The following is a 14338-nucleotide window of genomic DNA, read 5'->3' as shown; positions in this document are numbered from 1 at the left end:
GCAGTTCCCCGCGCCCCTGGTGGGTGCAGTCACGGCGCACCACGAAGGGGCGCGGCTAACTGCGCGACCAACCCCCACCGAAGACCCCCTTGCGGCCGCGGCCGCACCACCTAGGGGCGCGGCGAACTGCGCGACCAACCCCCACCGGCCCGCAGCCGACACACAACCGTCAGCCTCCTCCCCCGCCGAACACCTCCCGCGCCCACTCCCGGTAGGTCCGCGCCGGTCGCCCCAGCACCTCCTCCACGTCCCCGGTGACCACCGCGTTGCCGCCCTCGGCCACGAAGCGGACGCTGCGCAGCAGTCCCTGCGCCGCCTGCTCGCTCCAGCCCGAGGCGACCAGCAGTTCACGCGTCTGGGGCGGGGTCAGGTCACGGAGTTCCACCCGGCCGCCGAGCACCTCCCCCAGCACGGCCGCCTGGTCCTGGGGGCTGAGCGTTTCGGGGCCGGTCAGGGTGTACGTCCGCCCCACATGCCCGGCATCGACCAGCGCCGCGACCGCGACCTCGGCGACGTCCCGCGGGTCCACGACCCCCTGCCGGCCCACGCCCAGCATGTTCGGCGCCGGCTCACCCGAGCGGATCGCCTCGGCCCAGCTCAAGGTGTTCGACGCGAAGGCCGACGGCCGCAGGATCACCCACTCCAGGCCGCTCTCCCGGACCGCCTCCTCACCGTGTCCGTGCGCGATACCGCCCAGCCCCGTCCTGGGATCCCCCGCACTGATCGCGGAGAGCTTCACCACTCGCCGTACGCCCGCCGCCCGGGCCGCCCGCACCATCCCCCCGTCGCTGTCGGCGTCCTCCGGACCGAAGACGCCCACGAGGAAGGCGGCGTCGGCGCCCGCCATGGCCGCCGCCACCGAGTCGAGGTCGCGGTGGTGCCCCCGGACCGCCTCCACCCCCGGCGGCAACTGGGCCCCGCCCGGGTCCCGCGTGAGCGCGCGCACCTTCTCGCCGCGCGCCACCAGCCGTCGTACGACATCACTTCCGATGGTGCCCGTGGCACCCGTGACCAGGATCATGGCCACCACGGTGGGCGCCGCACCGGCCCGGCCGATAGGAAATTCCGGCACGTTTCGCGCGCCCCGACCTCCCGGCCCCGCGCTTACGGTGGAGACGTGACCAACTCCGTCTCCGAGAAACTGGGTCCGTGGATCGCCGGGATCGGGGCTCTGGCCGTGGCGGCGGATCCGCGGGAGCCGTTCGTCCAGGTGCCGGATCCCTCGACCAAGGTGATCGTCCGCAGCGAGGCGCGGGGCCGGCCCACCCTGCTGGTGTCGGGGCCCCGCGCCCGGGCCACGTATCACGAGGGCAAGACGGACGTGTCCTGCGTAGAGGTACGTCTCGCGCCCGGCACGACCCGCCCGCTGCTGGGCGTCCCCGCGGTCGACCTCGTCGGACGGATCGTGCCGCTGGGCGCACTGCCGGGCCCGACTGCGCGACGACTGGCGTACGAGCTCGGGCGGCTGGAGCCCGAGGACGTGGTCGCCCGGCTCGCGGACGTCCTCCCGGACCGGCTGCCCACCGCGGCCGACGGGGCACGCGCCGAACTGCTGCGGTCCGCGGTCGCCGCACTGTCCGTCCGTTCGGGTCACCTACCAGGTCAGGTCAGCGAGGTGGCTCGTGAACTCGCCGTCAGCGAGCGTCAGTTGCGCAACCTCTTCAGCGACGGTGTCGGGCTCTCACCCAAGCACTACGCCCGCATCGACCGCGTCCGCGCGGTGCTGGCCAACGCCTCGGAGCTGGCCTCGGCGGAACTGGCCGCCGTCACCGGCTACTACGACCAGTCCCACATGACGTCCGACTTCCGCACCCTGATGGGCGTCCCTCCGCGCTCCTACTTCACCGGACGGCTTCCCGCTCCCCGCTCCTGCCAGGCGATCGACACACGATGATGCGATTCGACACAACCGCCGCCCGCCGCACCCTGCTCGCCGCCCTCGGAGCCGGAGTACTGAGCTCCCGGTGGCCGACCGCCGGTGCCGCGGGCCCGACCGGGCTCGACGACCCGGTCAAGAAGGACCTCGCGATGCGGCTGGTGTCCAGCGCGGAGAACTCCTCGCTGGACTGGCAGGCGCAGTACTCCTACATCGAGGACATCGGGGACGGCCGCGGCTACACCGCCGGCATCATCGGTTTCTGCTCCGGTACGAGCGACCTGCTGGCGTTGGTCGAGCTGTACACGCAGCGGGTCCCCGGCAATCCGCTGGCCCCGTATCTGCCCGCCCTGCGCGCGGTGGACGGCACCGACTCGCACGGCGGGCTGGACCCGGGCTTCGTCCCGGCCTGGCGGACGGCGGCGGAGACCTCCGCGTTCCGCCAGGCACAGCGGGACGAGCGGGACCGCGGTTACTTCGACCCGGCGGTCGCGCGGGCCAGGAAGGACGGTCTCGGCACACTCGGCCAGTTCGTCTATTACGACGCGATGGTCATGCACGGCCCCGGCACCGACGCCCTGAGCTTCGGCGGCATCCGCGACCGGGCGCGCAGGGGCGCGGACACCCCCGCGGACGGCGGCGACGAGACCCCTTACCTGCACGCCTTCCTGGACGCCCGGGTGTGGGCGATGAGGCAGGAGGCGGCGCACAGTGACGTCAGCCGGGTCGAGACGGCTCAGCGGGTCTTCCTGGAGCAGGGCAATCTCGACCTGGACCCGCCGCTCAAGTGGAAGGTGTACGGGGACAGTTACGAGATCGGCTGAGCGGGGACGGCGTCCATGGGGTGGGTGACCTCCTGTGCCGGGAACGGAGACCGTTCCGGGGCGCGTGCGTCCAACACGCGCCCCGGGCACGGCCGCCGTGGAACCCGGAACGCGGGGTCCACGGCTGCCGGCCGGGAGCCGTCCCTCCCGACCGGAGTTCTGGTGAAGTGGTCAGCCCTGGGCGGCGATTCGGGCGAGGCGCTGGGCCTGTTCCCGCGTGGAGCGCGCGACGGCGTCCTCGTCGACGTGCAACAGGCGGCTGTCCTGCACGATCTGACGACCGTTCACGAACGAGGCGGTGACCGGTGCCGCCGCGCCGAAGACCAGCGCGGTCACCGGGTCGGCGATCGAGGCGTGGGCGAGGGTGTCGAGCTTCCACAGCACCAGGTCGGCGAGCTTGCCCGCCTCCAGGGAGCCGGTCTCCGCCGCGCGGCCCAGGACCTGGGCGCCGCCGTAGGTGCCCAGGCGCAGGGCCTGGCGGGCGTTGAGAGCCGCTTCCCGGTGGGCGCCGAGGCGGTTGATGAGCAGGGCGTTGCGCAGCTCGGTGTGGAGTTCGCCGGACTCGTTGGACGCCGTGCCGTCGACGCCGAGGCCGACCGGGACACCGGCCGCGAGCATGTCCGGGACCCGGGCGATCCCCGCGGCCAGACGGGCGTTGGAGGAGGGACAGTGGGCCACGCCCGTCTTCGTACGGGCGAAGGCGGCGATGTCGGAGTCGTTCATGTGGACGCAGTGCGCCATCCACACGTCCTCGCCGAGCCAGCCGGTGGACTCGAAGTAGTCCGTGGGGCCCATGCCGAACAGTTCCTTGCAGAACTGCTCCTCCTCGACGGTCTCCGAGCCGTGGGTGTGCAGCCGTACGCCGAGGCGGCGGGCCAACTCGGCGCCTTCCCGCAGAAGTTCGGTGGAGACGGAGAAGGGTGAGCAGGGGGCGACGGCGACCTGGGTCATCGCGTCGAAGGAGGAGTCGTGGTGCTCCTTGACGGTCGCCTCGGTCGCGGCGAGGGCGCCCTCCAGGGTCTCGACGGCGAAGTCCGGGGGCAGACCGCCGTCCTTCTCGCTGCGGTCCATGGAGCCGCGGGCGAGGGTGAAGCGGACGCCGGTCTCGCGGGCGGCGCGGATGATCGCGCCGGACAGGTCGCCGGAGCCGGCGGGGAAGACGTAGTGGTGGTCCATGGCGGTGGTGACGCCGCCGCGGGCCATCATCGCGAGCGAGCCCTGGGCGGCCGCGTAGACCATCTGCTCGTCGATCCGCGCCCAGGTCGGGTAGAGGGCGACGAGCCAGTTGAAGAGGTTGTGGTCGGTCGCGAGGCCCCGGGTGATCCACTGGTAGTAGTGGTGGTGGGTGTTGACCAGGCCGGGGGTCACCAGGTGGCCGGTGGCGTCGATACGGCGGTCGACGTTCTCCAGGCCCTCGGGGGCCCTGCCCGCGCCGAGCGACTCGATGCGGTTGCCGGCGATGACCAGGTACCCGGAGGCGTACTCCGTGTCGTCGGCGTCGACCGTCGCGATCGAACAGTTCTCGATGACGATGCGCTGGGCTGCTGCCATGATGCGTCTCCTTCACTGTGCGGAGTGGGCACGGCAGGACCCGGGGATTTGAGTGCCGCGGCCCGCACAGGCGGGCCGCGGGTGCCGCGGATGGAGTTGATCAGAGGTTGGTGAGGTCCACCGGGATCCTCGGCTCGACGCCGTCCCGCAGGACGGTCGCCTCGATCAGGCCGTAGGGCCGGTCGGCGGCGAAGTACACCTCGTTGTCGTTCTTGAGGCCGAACGGCTCCAGGTCGACCAGGAAATGGTGCTTGTTGGGCAGTGAGAAGCGGACCTCGTCGATCTCACCGCGGTTCTCGATGATCCGCGAACCCATCTGGTACAGGGTCTGCTGGAGCGAGAGCGAGTACGTCCCGGCGAAGGCCTGCAGCATGTGCGTCCTCACCTGCTCGTAGGACTCCTCCCAGTTGGGCATCTCCTGCTCGTCGTCGGACCAGTTGAAGCGCCAGCGGGCGGCGACCTGGGTGGCCAGGATGCGGTCGTACGCCTCGGGCAGGGTCGTGTACTTGTCCTTGACGTAGCCCCAGAACTCGGAGTTGGTCGAGTTCATCACCGTGAGGTCCTTGAGACCGGAGACGACCTCCCAGGAGGTGCCGTCGTAGGTGATCTGGGTCAGGCGGGTCTCCTGGCCCTGGCGGACGAACGAGTGGGCGTCCTCGCCGGGCGTCTCGATCCGCTCCCAGGTGTACTCCTCGATGCGGATCCGCGCGGTCCTGATCGGCTCCTGACTCGTCACGAAGTGCCGGGCGAGGTGGATGCCGAACTGCTCGGCGGACTCGATGCCGTGCTCCTTGGCGAAGGCGTACACCGTGTTCTTGGTGGTGTCGGTCGGCAGCACGTGGGCGTTGGAGCCGGAGTAGTGGACCTCGTCCATGTCGCCGCTCAGCGACACCGAGACGTTGAGGTCCTTGATGTGATGGGTGGCGCCGTCCCGCGTGATCCTGACGACTCGGTTCTCGGCCTTGCCGTACTGGTTCTGTCCCAGAATGGTGGGCATCTCTAGCTAGCTCCCTCGGTATACGGAGTAGCCGAACGGATTGAGCAGCAGCGGTACGTGATAGTGCTCGCCCGGCTCGACGGCGAACGTGATCGCCACCTCCGGGAAGAACACACCGGCACCGCTGTCCCGATTCGCGGGGGCGTCCTGCTGCGCATCGGCTTGCTTCTTCAGGAAATACGGCTCCACGGCGAAGTCGAGCCGTACGTGGGTGGTCCCCTCCGGCAGCGCCGGCAGGTCCTTGCACCGCCCGTCCGCGTCGGTCGCGGAACCGCCGAGCGCCTGCCAGTCGGCGTCCCGGCCGCTGCGGGCCGCGAGCTGGACGGGGACGCCCTCGGCGGGCCGGCCGACGCTGGTGTCCAGGATGTGCGTGGACACGGACGGGGTGGTGCTCGTGCTCATGGTCAGGCGTCCTCTTCGACGATGCGGGCGAGCCGGATACGGTTGATCTTGCCCAGCTCGGTGCGGACGATCTCGCGTTCCCGCTCCGGCGCGTTGCCGATCCGTTCCTCGACCGCGTCGCGCATCTGCTCGGCGGTGCGGCCGGTCGCGCAGATCAGGAAGACATGGCCGAACCTCTCCTGGTACGCCAGGTTCAGTTCCAGCATCCACGCCCTGAGCTCCTCGGAGGCGCCGGCCATGCCGCGCTGCTCGCGGGCGGAGGTCGGGTCGCCGGGCTTGGGGCGGCCGATCGGGGGGTGCTGGGCCATCGCCTCGGCGAGGTCGTCGGCGGTCAGCTCGGCCATCGCGGCGTCGCTGGTGGCGTAGAGGTCTTCCGCGGTCGCGTAGGGGCGGGCGGCGAGCAGCCGACGAGCCCACGCCGTCGAGGCGCACGCCTCGAGGAGGACGGCATGGGCCGCGTGCTCCTCCAGGACGTTGAACCGGGCCAGGCCGGGGGACGTGGAAGTCGAAGTCACGGGAGTCAGCTAACGCCCCCACGCGACATCACGTCAACACTTTGTTGAAAATTCGCGGTTACGAAACCCGGCAGGGTCCGCAGCCTACGCTTTGTCCCGGTTCAGGTAGTTGTAGACCGTGAAGCGGCTCACCCCGAGGGCGCTCGCCACGGTCTCCACGCCATGCCGTACGGAGAAGGCGCCACGCGCCTCGAGTATGCGTACGACCTCCTGCTTGGCCTTGCGGTCCAGGTCGGCGAGCGGCTTGCCCTGCTTGCGCTCCATGGCGGCCAGGATGTGATCGAGGGAGTCCGCGAGCTGCGGCAGTCGTACGGCGACCACGTCGGCGCCCTCCCAGGAGAGCACGACGTCGTCGGGGCCGGCCTCGTCGGGCGGGACCATCTCGCCGCCCATGGCGTCGATCAGGGGCTTGACCGCCGCGATGAACGGCTCGTCACTGCTCACGCGCCGGCCTCCCCGACCACGTTCACCTGGAGGGAGATCCGGGTGGCACCGTTGGCCAGGGTCCTGCGCAGCAGGGCGTCCACGGCGGCGAGCACCTCGTCGACACCGCCTTCGGCCGTGTTGCCGAACGGGCCGACGTCCACCGCGTCCAGGTCGGCGGCCTCGATGACCTCACGGGCCACGAGCGCGTGCGCCGGGGCCTCGTCGAGGTCGAAGGGTTCGGTCGTGAACTCCACTCTCAATCGCACGCGCACAACCTAACCCGCGGTGCCGTTTTCCGTCGGGCCCTCTTGACAACGCCTTCGACCCGACGGCAATCTTCCAATAAGCAGAAACTAACTTCCGCATTACGGAAACACTCGCCACGGAAGGGAGCGTCCCGCGATGACAGCTTTTGAGTCGAGCACAGCCGCAGACCATCGCTTCAACGTCAATCTGTCGATCCTCTTCACGGAACTCCCGCTCCTGGAGCGCCCCGCGGCAGCCGCCGCGGCCGGCTTCACCGCGGTCGAGCTGTGGTGGCCCTGGATCGACACCCCCACCCCCGCGCGGTCCGAACTCGACGCCCTGAAGAAGGCGATCGAGGACGCGGGCGTACGGCTCACGGGCCTGAACTTCTACGCCGGCCGGCTGCCGGGCCCCGACCGCGGCGCCCTGTCCCTGCCCGGCGAGGAGTCGGAGCGGTTCCGCGCCAACATCGACGTGGCCGCCGACTTCGCCGGATCACTGGGCGCCACCGCGCTCAACGCCCTGTACGGCAACCGTGTCGACGGCGTGGACCCGGCCGAGCAGGACGCGCTCGCGCTGGAGAACCTGGTCCTCGCGGCCCGCGCGGCCGACCGGATCGGTGCCGTCCTCCTGATCGAGGCCCTCAACAAGCCCGAGTCACCGCTGTACCCGCTGGTGAGCGCGCCCGCGGCGGTGGGGATCGTCGACAAGGTCAACGCCGCGACCGGCCTCGGCAACGCGAAGTTCCTGATGGACCTCTACCACCTGTCCATGAACGGCGAGGACCTGCCGGCGGTGATCGAGGAGTTCACCCCGAAGACCGGCCATGTGCAGATCGCCGACAACCCGGGACGCGGTGCGCCCGGCACCGGCACTCTGCCGCTGGAGGAGCTGCTGGGACAGCTGAGCAAGGCGGGATACGACGGCTGGATCGGCCTGGAGTACAAGCCCGGCGACCGGCCCAGCGCCGAGGCCTTCGACTGGCTGCCCGCGGAGCACCGCGCCGCCAACTGACGCCGGTCCCTCCCTCCTTCAGCTCGCCCCTTTCAGAGAGGTACCCCATGACCACCACCCTCCCCAAGATCGCCTGGATCGGCCTCGGCATCATGGGCTCCCCCATGTCCGAGAACCTGGTCAAGGCGGGTTACGACGTCACCGGCTTCACCCTCGAACGGGACAAGCTCGACCGGCTGGCCGCCGCCGGTGGCACCGCCGCAGGTTCCATCGCCGAGGCCGTCCGGGACGCCGACGTGATCATCACGATGGTGCCCGCCTCCCCGCAGGTCGAGGCCATCGCGTACGGCCCCGAGGGCATCCTGGACAACGCCCGCTCGGGTGCCCTGCTGATCGACATGTCCTCGATCACCCCGCAGACCTCGGTCGACCTGGCGAAGGCGGCCGGGGACAAGGGCATCCGCGTCTTGGACGCGCCCGTGTCCGGCGGTGAGGCCGGTGCGATCGAGGCCGTGCTGTCCATCATGGTCGGCGGTGAGCAGGCCGACTTCGACGAGGCCGAGCCGGTCTTCGAGGCGCTCGGCAAGACCATCGTGCTGTGCGGTCCGCACGGCTCGGGCCAGACCGTGAAGGCCGCGAACCAGCTGATCGTCGCCGTGAACATCCAGGCGTGCGCCGAGGCCGTGGTCTTCCTGGAGAAGTCGGGCGTGGACCTCAAGGCCGCGCTGGACGTGCTGGGCGGCGGTCTCGCCGGCTCGACGGTACTGACGCGCAAGAAGGACAACTTCCTCCAGCGCGACTTCAAGCCGGGTTTCCGGATCGACCTGCACCACAAGGACATGGGCATCGTCACCGACGCCGCCCGCAACGTCGGGGCGGCCCTGCCGGTCGGCGCCGTGGTCGCCCAGCTGGTCGCCAGCCTGCGTGCGCAGGGCGACGGGGGGCTGGACCACTCGGCGCTGCTGCGGGCGGTCGAGCGGCTGTCCGGCGCCCAGGTCTGACCTGCGCTCCCCTCCCCTCCCGAAGACTCCGGGCGGCGCCGCCGCTGACATCTGTCCTGTCGCGCCCAGGCGACGGCGCCGCCCGGACACCACTTCCACCGGTTCGACCGCGTGGAGAACTGAGACTCCCCGACCGCATCCGCCGCGCCGGGCGACCCGGATGAGGGGTGGTCGCCCGGTACCGGGTGCGGTCGGGGGAGGACCGCGGCGGCGCGCGAGCCAGTGCGGTGGTGAAGGTTCCGGACCCTCCTTCTTCGACCTGAGGGAAGGAGCGCGCCCCGGTTCCGTCGCCGCCGCCGCGGTCCCGGCAAAGCAATGACCGGCAGGAAAAGCAGGAAGACAGAGCGCCGGATACGGACGGTCCCGTATCCGGCGCTTCGCCGTGCGGCGGCCACGGTCACCAGGGTGCGGATTCCCTCCGGCCGCAGCACGCTGAAGGCATGGCAGCACATCCGATACAGCATCCGCATGTGGTGGTGCACGCTCCGGCCCTGGACGGCTCACGACGGGTCACCGCGGACGACGAGAGCCTCGGCCTCGCCTCGCACCTGGACGACGTCGTGGAGCTGCTCCGGCTCGCCGACCTGGACCGGATCGAGGTCGAGGACGACGACATCGTGGAGTGGCAGGGCGGCGGTCCCGACGACTGGCCGGGGCTGTCCGAGCACCACGGGCAGTGAGCGGGCATACGGCAGCGGTCGTAGGCCGCCTACGGAACCCTCAAATCAACCTCTGAACATGATTCAAGGGGCTTCACCCCGCCCCTGCCGCGGGCACATTCTCTAGGGGTGAGGCCCGCCGGCACGGGGGCGGCGGGTCCCGCGACGGGGGACGGCTTCGGGGGAGCCGGGCACGGGAAAGGGCGGTCCGACCGTAACGGTCGGACCGCCCTTTCCCGTGTGTGGTGTCAGACTTTGAGCGGCTTGATCGACGTCGGCGCGTGGGCCGGCTCCGTCGCGATCTCCTCGAACTCGACCACGTTGGAGATGTCGTTCGTCGTCGACATCGAGATGTTGGTGACCCGCTCCAGGATGGCCTCGACGACCACCGGGACCTGGAACTCGGCGGCGAGCTTCTTCGCCTGCTCCAGGGCGGCGCCCAGTTCCGCCGGGTCGGTCACCCGGATCGCCTTGCAGCCGAGGCCCTCGGCGACCTTGACGTGGTCGACGCCGTAGACGCCCAGCTCCGGGGAGTTGACGTTCTCGAACTCCAGGTTGACCTGGAAGTCGATGTCGAAGGCGCGCTGGGCCTGGCGGATCAGGCCCAGGTAGGAGTTGTTCACGAGGACGTGGATGTACGGGATCCGGTGCTGGGCCCCGACGGCCAGCTCCTCCAGCATGAACTGGAAGTCGTAGTCGCCCGAGAGCGCCACGACCTGTCCCTCGGGGTCCGCCTTGGCGACGCCCAGCGCGGCCGGGATCGTCCAGCCGAGGGGGCCCGCCTGACCGCAGTTGATCCAGTGCCGGGGCCTGAAGACGTGCAGCATCTGGGCGCCGGCGATCTGGGAGAGGCCGATCGTGGAGACGTACCGGGTCTCCGGGCCGAAGGCCTTGTTCATCTCCTCGTAGACACGCTGCGGCTTGATGGGGATGTCGTCGAAGTGCGTACGGCGCTGGAGGGTCGCCTTCTTCTCCTGCGCCGAGGCCGCCCAGGCCGAGCGGTCGGGGAGCCGGCCCGCCGCCTTCAACTCCCTTGCCACCTCGACGAAGAGCTCCAGGGCTGCCCTGGCGTCGGAGGCGATGCCGTAGTCGGGCGCGAAGATCCTGCCGATCTGGGTGGGCTCCACGTCGACGTGGACGAACTTCCGGCCGGCCGTGTAGACGTCCAGCTTGCCGGTGTGGCGGTTGGCCCAGCGGTTGCCGATGCCGAGGACGAAGTCGGACTCCAGGAAGGTGGCGTTGCCGTAGCGGTGCGAGGTCTGCAGGCCCACCATGCCGGCGTTGAGCTCGTGGTCGTCGGGCAGGACGCCCCAGGCCATGAGGGTCGGGACGACCGGGACGCCGGTCAACTCGGCGAACTCCACGAGGAGTTCGGCGGCGTCGGCGTTGATGACACCGCCGCCGGCGACGATCAGCGGGCGGGCGGAGGCGTTGAGGAGACCGAGCGCCTTCTCGATCTGGGCGCGGCTCGCGACCGGCTTGTAGACCGGGAGCGGCTGGTAGGTCTCGGGGTCGAACTCGATCTCGGTGAGCTGGACGTCGATCGGCAGGTCGACGAGGACCGGGCCGGGGCGGCCGGAGCGCATGAGGTGGAAGGCCTGCTGGAAGACGCCCGGGACCTGGGCCGCCTCCAGGACGGTGACCGCCATCTTCGTCACCGGTCCCGCGATGGAGGCGATGTCGACGGCCTGGAAGTCCTCCTTGTGGATCACGGCGGTAGGGGCCTGGCCCGTGATGCACAGGATCGGGATCGAGTCACCGGTCGCGGAGTACAGGCCGGTGATCATGTCGGTGCCGGCCGGCCCCGAGGTGCCGATGCAGACGCCGATGTTGCCCGGGTAGGTCCTCGTGTACCCCTCGGCCATGTGGGATGCGCCCTCGACATGGCGGGCGAGGGTGTGGTGGATGCCCCCGGAGGCCTTGAGCGCGGCATAGAAGGGGTTGATCGCCGCGCCGGGGACACCGAACGCGTCCGTGACACCTTCGCGCTTGAGGATCTCAACTGCCGCGCGGGCAGCGGTCATTCGAGCCATCGAGTACTCCTGCTTCGACTGCTTCTACTGCTTCGGCTGTCGGATGCGTACTCCCGTCGCGCCCCGCGGCGAGCACTTCCGTATAATGGAATATGTTTTCTACTATCTGGAAGTAATGTAGGTGGGCGGGCGAAGACCGTCAAGAGGCGGACAACCGGGCACGCCCTGGAGGACGATGAGCCCATGTCCGAGAGCGTGTCGGTGCGCTGTCCGGTCTGCCGGCGCGAGCACCTCTACGCGGCGCCGTCGTACCCGTGCGAGTGCGGCGCCCCCGTCTGTCTCCCGCTGGACCGGCACGGCGTGCCCACGGCCGTCACCCACCAGGTGTGGGACGAGGCGTGGGTCGCCGTGGCGTGCGCGGTCTGCGGCCGCAAGGCCGAGTGGCCGCAGCCGGAGCTGGGCTGTGGCTGCGGGACGGTCCTGCGGATCGCGGTGGCCGGGGAGACGTGCCCGTCGGCGCAGCCGGACGGGGACGCCCCCGCTCCCCCGCGCCGCTCCTTCCAGCCGATCACGATCCGCACCGCGCGCGACGCGGTCACCGTTGCCGCGCTGTATCTGCGCTGGCTCGGCTACCAGGACATCCGGCGCGCGGACCAGCGGCCGCCGTCCGGCATCGGTCTCTCGGCCCGCGGGCTGCTGGCCCAGGTGGACCCGACCGTGCGGCCGGCCTCACCGCGGGACGTGGAGTGCCTGTGGCTGACGGCCATGACGGAGTCCGCGCGGTGCGTGTACTTCTCCCTGGCCGGCTACACCACCGAGGCCCGCACCAGCGCCGACACCCTCGGCGTCCCCCTGTTCGTCCTGGACCTGACGGGCACGCCGCAGCCGGCGAACAGCCTGGCGGACGAACTGGAGGGGCCGTAGGCCTTCGGCGACTCGGCAGCGCCGGGCCAGAGCGGGGGCGGCGCCCCCGAGGCAGGACGGTCGGGGTGGACGCGTCCCGATCACGCTCGGCGAAGACGCGCGGACCGTCGTCAGCGACACGACCGGCGACGCCCGCACCCGGCCGGGGCCGGTCAGGACCACCACCTGACGGACCCACGGCGTTCGAGGCGCAGGGCCCCCCGGCCGGTGCAATCCCGGCCCGCTCACCGGCCGGCGGGTAGGGCAGGGGGCTGCTTCCCGACGAGCCGTCCGCCGAGAGGCCGTGCACCGGCTGCCGGGCGCCCCATTCCCGGCCGAGCTCGGTGAGCCGAGCTCGGAGATGTAGCGAGAGCCCCTACCGGGGCCCGGCACAGGCCGGCGGCGTGCTCACCCCCGACCGTACGTCTCCCGCAGCTCCACCTTGCGTACCTTCCCGGACACCGTCATCGGGAAGGCGTCCAGGATCTTCAGCCGGCTCGGGAACTTGTAGTGGGCCAACCGTCCCTCGCAGAAGCCGCGCAGGTCCTCGAGGGTCGGCGGGTCGGCCGGGTCCCGCGGGATGACGCAGGCGAGCACCTCCTCGCCGTAGCGCTCGTGAGGGACGCCGACCACCTGGACGTCCGCGATCTTCGGGTGGCCGTAGAGGAACTCCTCGATCTCGCGCGGGTAGATGTTCTCCCCGCCCCGGATGATCATGTCCTTGATGCGGCCGACGATCTCGACGTACCCGTCCTCGCGCATCATCGCCAGGTCGCCGGTGTGCATCCAGCGTCCGGCGTCCACGGCCTCCGCCGTCTTCTCGGGCTCCTGCCAGTAGCCGAGCATCACGCTGTAACCACGGGTGCACAACTCCCCCGAGGTGCCCCGGGGTTGGGTGACCCCGGTCGCCGGGTCGACGACCTTGACCTCCAGGTGGGGCAGCACCCGGCCGACCGTGCCGGTGCGGTGCTCCAGGTCGTCGTCCCTGCGGGTCTGCAAGGACACCGGGGACGTCTCCGTCATGCCGTAGCAGATGGACACCTCCGCCATGTGCATCTCCGCGACGACCCGCTTCATCACCTCCACCGGACACGGCGAGCCCGCCATGATGCCGGTGCGCAGGGAGGAGAGGTCGTACGTCGCGAAGTCGGGGAGGTTCAACTCCGCGATGAACATGGTCGGGACGCCGTAGAGCGAGGTGCAGCGCTCCTGCTGGACCGCCCGCAGTGTCGCCGCCGGGTCGAAGGACGGGGCCGGGATCACCATGCAGGCGCCGTGCGAGGTCGCCGCCAGGTTGCCCATCACCATGCCGAAGCAGTGGTAGAAGGGCACCGGGATACAGATCCGGTCCTGCTCGCTGTAGGAGATCAACTCACCTACGAAATAACCGTTGTTGAGGATGTTGTGGTGGGAGAGAGTGGCCCCCTTGGGGAAGCCCGTGGTGCCCGAGGTGTACTGGATGTTGATCGGGTCGTCGCAGGACAGTTCGGGATACGCAGCCGCACGGTCGCCGCGCCCCACCAACTCCCCCCAGCTCGGGTCGCCGATGTAGACGACCTCGCGCAACTCCCGGCACCTGCCGCGCACTTCGTCGATCATCGCCCGGTAGTCACTGCTCTTGTGACTGAGCGAGGCGAAGAGGACGGAGATCCCCGCCTGGTTGAGGACGTACTCGACCTCATGGGTGCGGTACGCCGGGTTGATGTTCACCATGATCGCGCCGATGCGGGCGGTGGCGTACTGGACGAGCACCCACTCGGGGCAGTTGACCGCCCAGATGCCGACCCGGTCGCCCTTGGCGATCCCGGACGCGAGCAGCGAGGATGCCAACTCATCGACATCGGAGCCGAATTGCGCGTACGTCCAACGCCGCCCGGACGGCACGTCGACGAGCGCCTCCCGGTCGGGCCAGGTCGCCACCGCCCGGTCCAGGTTGGCCCCGATCGTGTCGCCGAGCAGTGCGGTGTCGCTGGTGCCGTGCGTGTACGAGTTCACCGCGTGCGTGTACGAG

General features: G+C 70.4%; 15 protein-coding genes. 6 read left to right on the top strand and 9 right to left on the bottom strand.

The features are described from left to right. Nucleotides 1–169 precede the first annotated feature (169 nt). Nucleotides 170–1030: an NAD(P)H-binding protein gene (locus ACFVYN_RS30525; RefSeq protein ID WP_390004266.1), complete on the bottom strand. Its 861-nt coding sequence runs from the start codon at nucleotides 1028–1030 to the stop codon at nucleotides 170–172. An 87-nt stretch (nucleotides 1031–1117) separates the two neighbouring features. On the opposite strand from ACFVYN_RS30525, the gene ACFVYN_RS30520 reads away from it, so the two are divergent. Together ACFVYN_RS30520 and ACFVYN_RS30515 are read left to right on the top strand one after the other, a co-directional pair. Continuing rightward, on the top strand, nucleotides 1118–1894 hold the full coding sequence (locus tag ACFVYN_RS30520; protein WP_390004259.1) for a helix-turn-helix domain-containing protein: 777 nt from the start codon (nucleotides 1118–1120) through the stop codon (nucleotides 1892–1894). Further along, the gene (locus tag ACFVYN_RS30515; RefSeq protein ID WP_390004256.1) at nucleotides 1891–2700 is read left to right on the top strand and encodes a chitosanase; all 810 of its coding nucleotides are present in this window, start codon (nucleotides 1891–1893) and stop codon (nucleotides 2698–2700) included. Before ACFVYN_RS30520 ends, ACFVYN_RS30515 begins: the two co-directional genes overlap by 4 nt. Before the next feature lie 171 nt (nucleotides 2701–2871). Here ACFVYN_RS30515 and ACFVYN_RS30510 read toward each other — a convergent pair whose 3' ends face one another. From ACFVYN_RS30510 to ACFVYN_RS30485, 6 genes are all read right to left on the bottom strand, one after another. Continuing rightward, entirely contained in the window at nucleotides 2872–4251 is a 1380-nt protein-coding gene (locus ACFVYN_RS30510; protein WP_390004254.1) for an 8-oxoguanine deaminase, read from the bottom strand. 100 nt (nucleotides 4252–4351) lie between these two features. After that, entirely contained in the window at nucleotides 4352–5248 is an 897-nt protein-coding gene (gene pucL / locus ACFVYN_RS30505) for a factor-independent urate hydroxylase (RefSeq protein WP_390004251.1), read from the bottom strand. Between the two features lie 6 nt (nucleotides 5249–5254). After that, entirely contained in the window at nucleotides 5255–5650 is a 396-nt protein-coding gene (gene uraH / locus ACFVYN_RS30500; protein ID WP_390004249.1) for a hydroxyisourate hydrolase, read from the bottom strand. A 2-nt stretch (nucleotides 5651–5652) separates the two neighbouring features. Next, the gene (uraD, locus tag ACFVYN_RS30495) at nucleotides 5653–6165 is read right to left on the bottom strand and encodes a 2-oxo-4-hydroxy-4-carboxy-5-ureidoimidazoline decarboxylase (protein ID WP_390004246.1); all 513 of its coding nucleotides are present in this window, start codon (nucleotides 6163–6165) and stop codon (nucleotides 5653–5655) included. Nucleotides 6166–6249: 84 nt separating this feature from the next. Then, the gene (locus tag ACFVYN_RS30490) at nucleotides 6250–6558 is read right to left on the bottom strand and encodes a helix-turn-helix domain-containing protein (protein ID WP_352382529.1); all 309 of its coding nucleotides are present in this window, start codon (nucleotides 6556–6558) and stop codon (nucleotides 6250–6252) included. A 47-nt stretch (nucleotides 6559–6605) separates the two neighbouring features. Then, nucleotides 6606–6857 (bottom strand): hypothetical protein, encoded by a 252-nt coding sequence (locus ACFVYN_RS30485; protein ID WP_390004244.1) that lies wholly within the window; start codon nucleotides 6855–6857, stop codon nucleotides 6606–6608. Between the two features lie 136 nt (nucleotides 6858–6993). Between ACFVYN_RS30485 and ACFVYN_RS30480 the strand changes: the two genes are divergently transcribed. The 3 genes from ACFVYN_RS30480 (at nucleotide 6994) to ACFVYN_RS30470 (ending at nucleotide 9472) form a co-directional block, all read left to right on the top strand. After that, entirely contained in the window at nucleotides 6994–7851 is an 858-nt protein-coding gene (locus tag ACFVYN_RS30480) for a TIM barrel protein (protein ID WP_390004241.1), read from the top strand. Nucleotides 7852–7898: 47 nt separating this feature from the next. Further along, nucleotides 7899–8792: a 2-hydroxy-3-oxopropionate reductase gene (locus ACFVYN_RS30475; protein WP_390004239.1), complete on the top strand. Its 894-nt coding sequence runs from the start codon at nucleotides 7899–7901 to the stop codon at nucleotides 8790–8792. A gap of 440 nt (nucleotides 8793–9232) precedes the next feature. Continuing rightward, complete coding sequence (locus tag ACFVYN_RS30470) at nucleotides 9233–9472, top strand: hypothetical protein (RefSeq protein WP_390004236.1); 240 nt, start codon at nucleotides 9233–9235, stop codon at nucleotides 9470–9472. Nucleotides 9473–9699: 227 nt separating this feature from the next. Here the strand turns inward: ACFVYN_RS30470 and gcl are convergent, their stop codons facing one another. After that, nucleotides 9700–11484: a glyoxylate carboligase gene (gene gcl / locus ACFVYN_RS30465; protein ID WP_390004233.1), complete on the bottom strand. Its 1785-nt coding sequence runs from the start codon at nucleotides 11482–11484 to the stop codon at nucleotides 9700–9702. 183 nt (nucleotides 11485–11667) lie between these two features. On the opposite strand from gcl, the gene ACFVYN_RS30460 reads away from it, so the two are divergent. Next, a complete protein-coding gene (locus tag ACFVYN_RS30460; protein ID WP_390004230.1) occupies nucleotides 11668–12348 on the top strand; it encodes a hypothetical protein in 681 nt (226 codons plus the stop codon). Nucleotides 12349–12735: 387 nt separating this feature from the next. On the opposite strand, the gene ACFVYN_RS30455 is transcribed toward ACFVYN_RS30460, so the two are convergent. Beyond that, nucleotides 12736–14322: an AMP-binding protein gene (locus ACFVYN_RS30455; RefSeq protein ID WP_390004264.1), complete on the bottom strand. Its 1587-nt coding sequence runs from the start codon at nucleotides 14320–14322 to the stop codon at nucleotides 12736–12738. Nucleotides 14323–14338: the final 16 nt, after the last annotated feature.

The organism is Streptomyces sp. NPDC058307, assembly GCF_042880295.1.
Lineage (GTDB): Bacteria > Actinomycetota > Actinomycetes > Streptomycetales > Streptomycetaceae > Streptomyces.
Note: the sequence above shows the minus strand (reverse complement) of the source record. Positions and strands in the feature narration are given on the sequence as shown.

Excerpts from the sequence above, each read along its gene's own strand:
- ACFVYN_RS30475 (WP_390004239.1), top strand. The coding sequence starts at position 7,899 with ATGACCACCACCCTCCCCAAGATCGCCTGGATCGGCCTCGGCATCATG.
- ACFVYN_RS30480 (WP_390004241.1), top strand. The coding sequence starts at position 6,994 with ATGACAGCTTTTGAGTCGAGCACAGCCGCAGACCATCGCTTCAACGTC.
- uraH (WP_390004249.1), bottom strand. The coding sequence starts at position 5,650 with ATGAGCACGAGCACCACCCCGTCCGTGTCCACGCACATCCTGGACACC.
- ACFVYN_RS30510 (WP_390004254.1), bottom strand. The coding sequence starts at position 4,251 with ATGGCAGCAGCCCAGCGCATCGTCATCGAGAACTGTTCGATCGCGACG.
- ACFVYN_RS30515 (WP_390004256.1), top strand. The coding sequence starts at position 1,891 with ATGATGCGATTCGACACAACCGCCGCCCGCCGCACCCTGCTCGCCGCC.
- pucL (WP_390004251.1), bottom strand. The coding sequence starts at position 5,248 with ATGCCCACCATTCTGGGACAGAACCAGTACGGCAAGGCCGAGAACCGA.
- gcl (WP_390004233.1), bottom strand. The coding sequence starts at position 11,484 with ATGGCTCGAATGACCGCTGCCCGCGCGGCAGTTGAGATCCTCAAGCGC.
- ACFVYN_RS30490 (WP_352382529.1), bottom strand. The coding sequence starts at position 6,558 with ATGGGCGGCGAGATGGTCCCGCCCGACGAGGCCGGCCCCGACGACGTC.
- ACFVYN_RS30470 (WP_390004236.1), top strand. The coding sequence starts at position 9,233 with ATGGCAGCACATCCGATACAGCATCCGCATGTGGTGGTGCACGCTCCG.
- ACFVYN_RS30460 (WP_390004230.1), top strand. The coding sequence starts at position 11,668 with ATGTCCGAGAGCGTGTCGGTGCGCTGTCCGGTCTGCCGGCGCGAGCAC.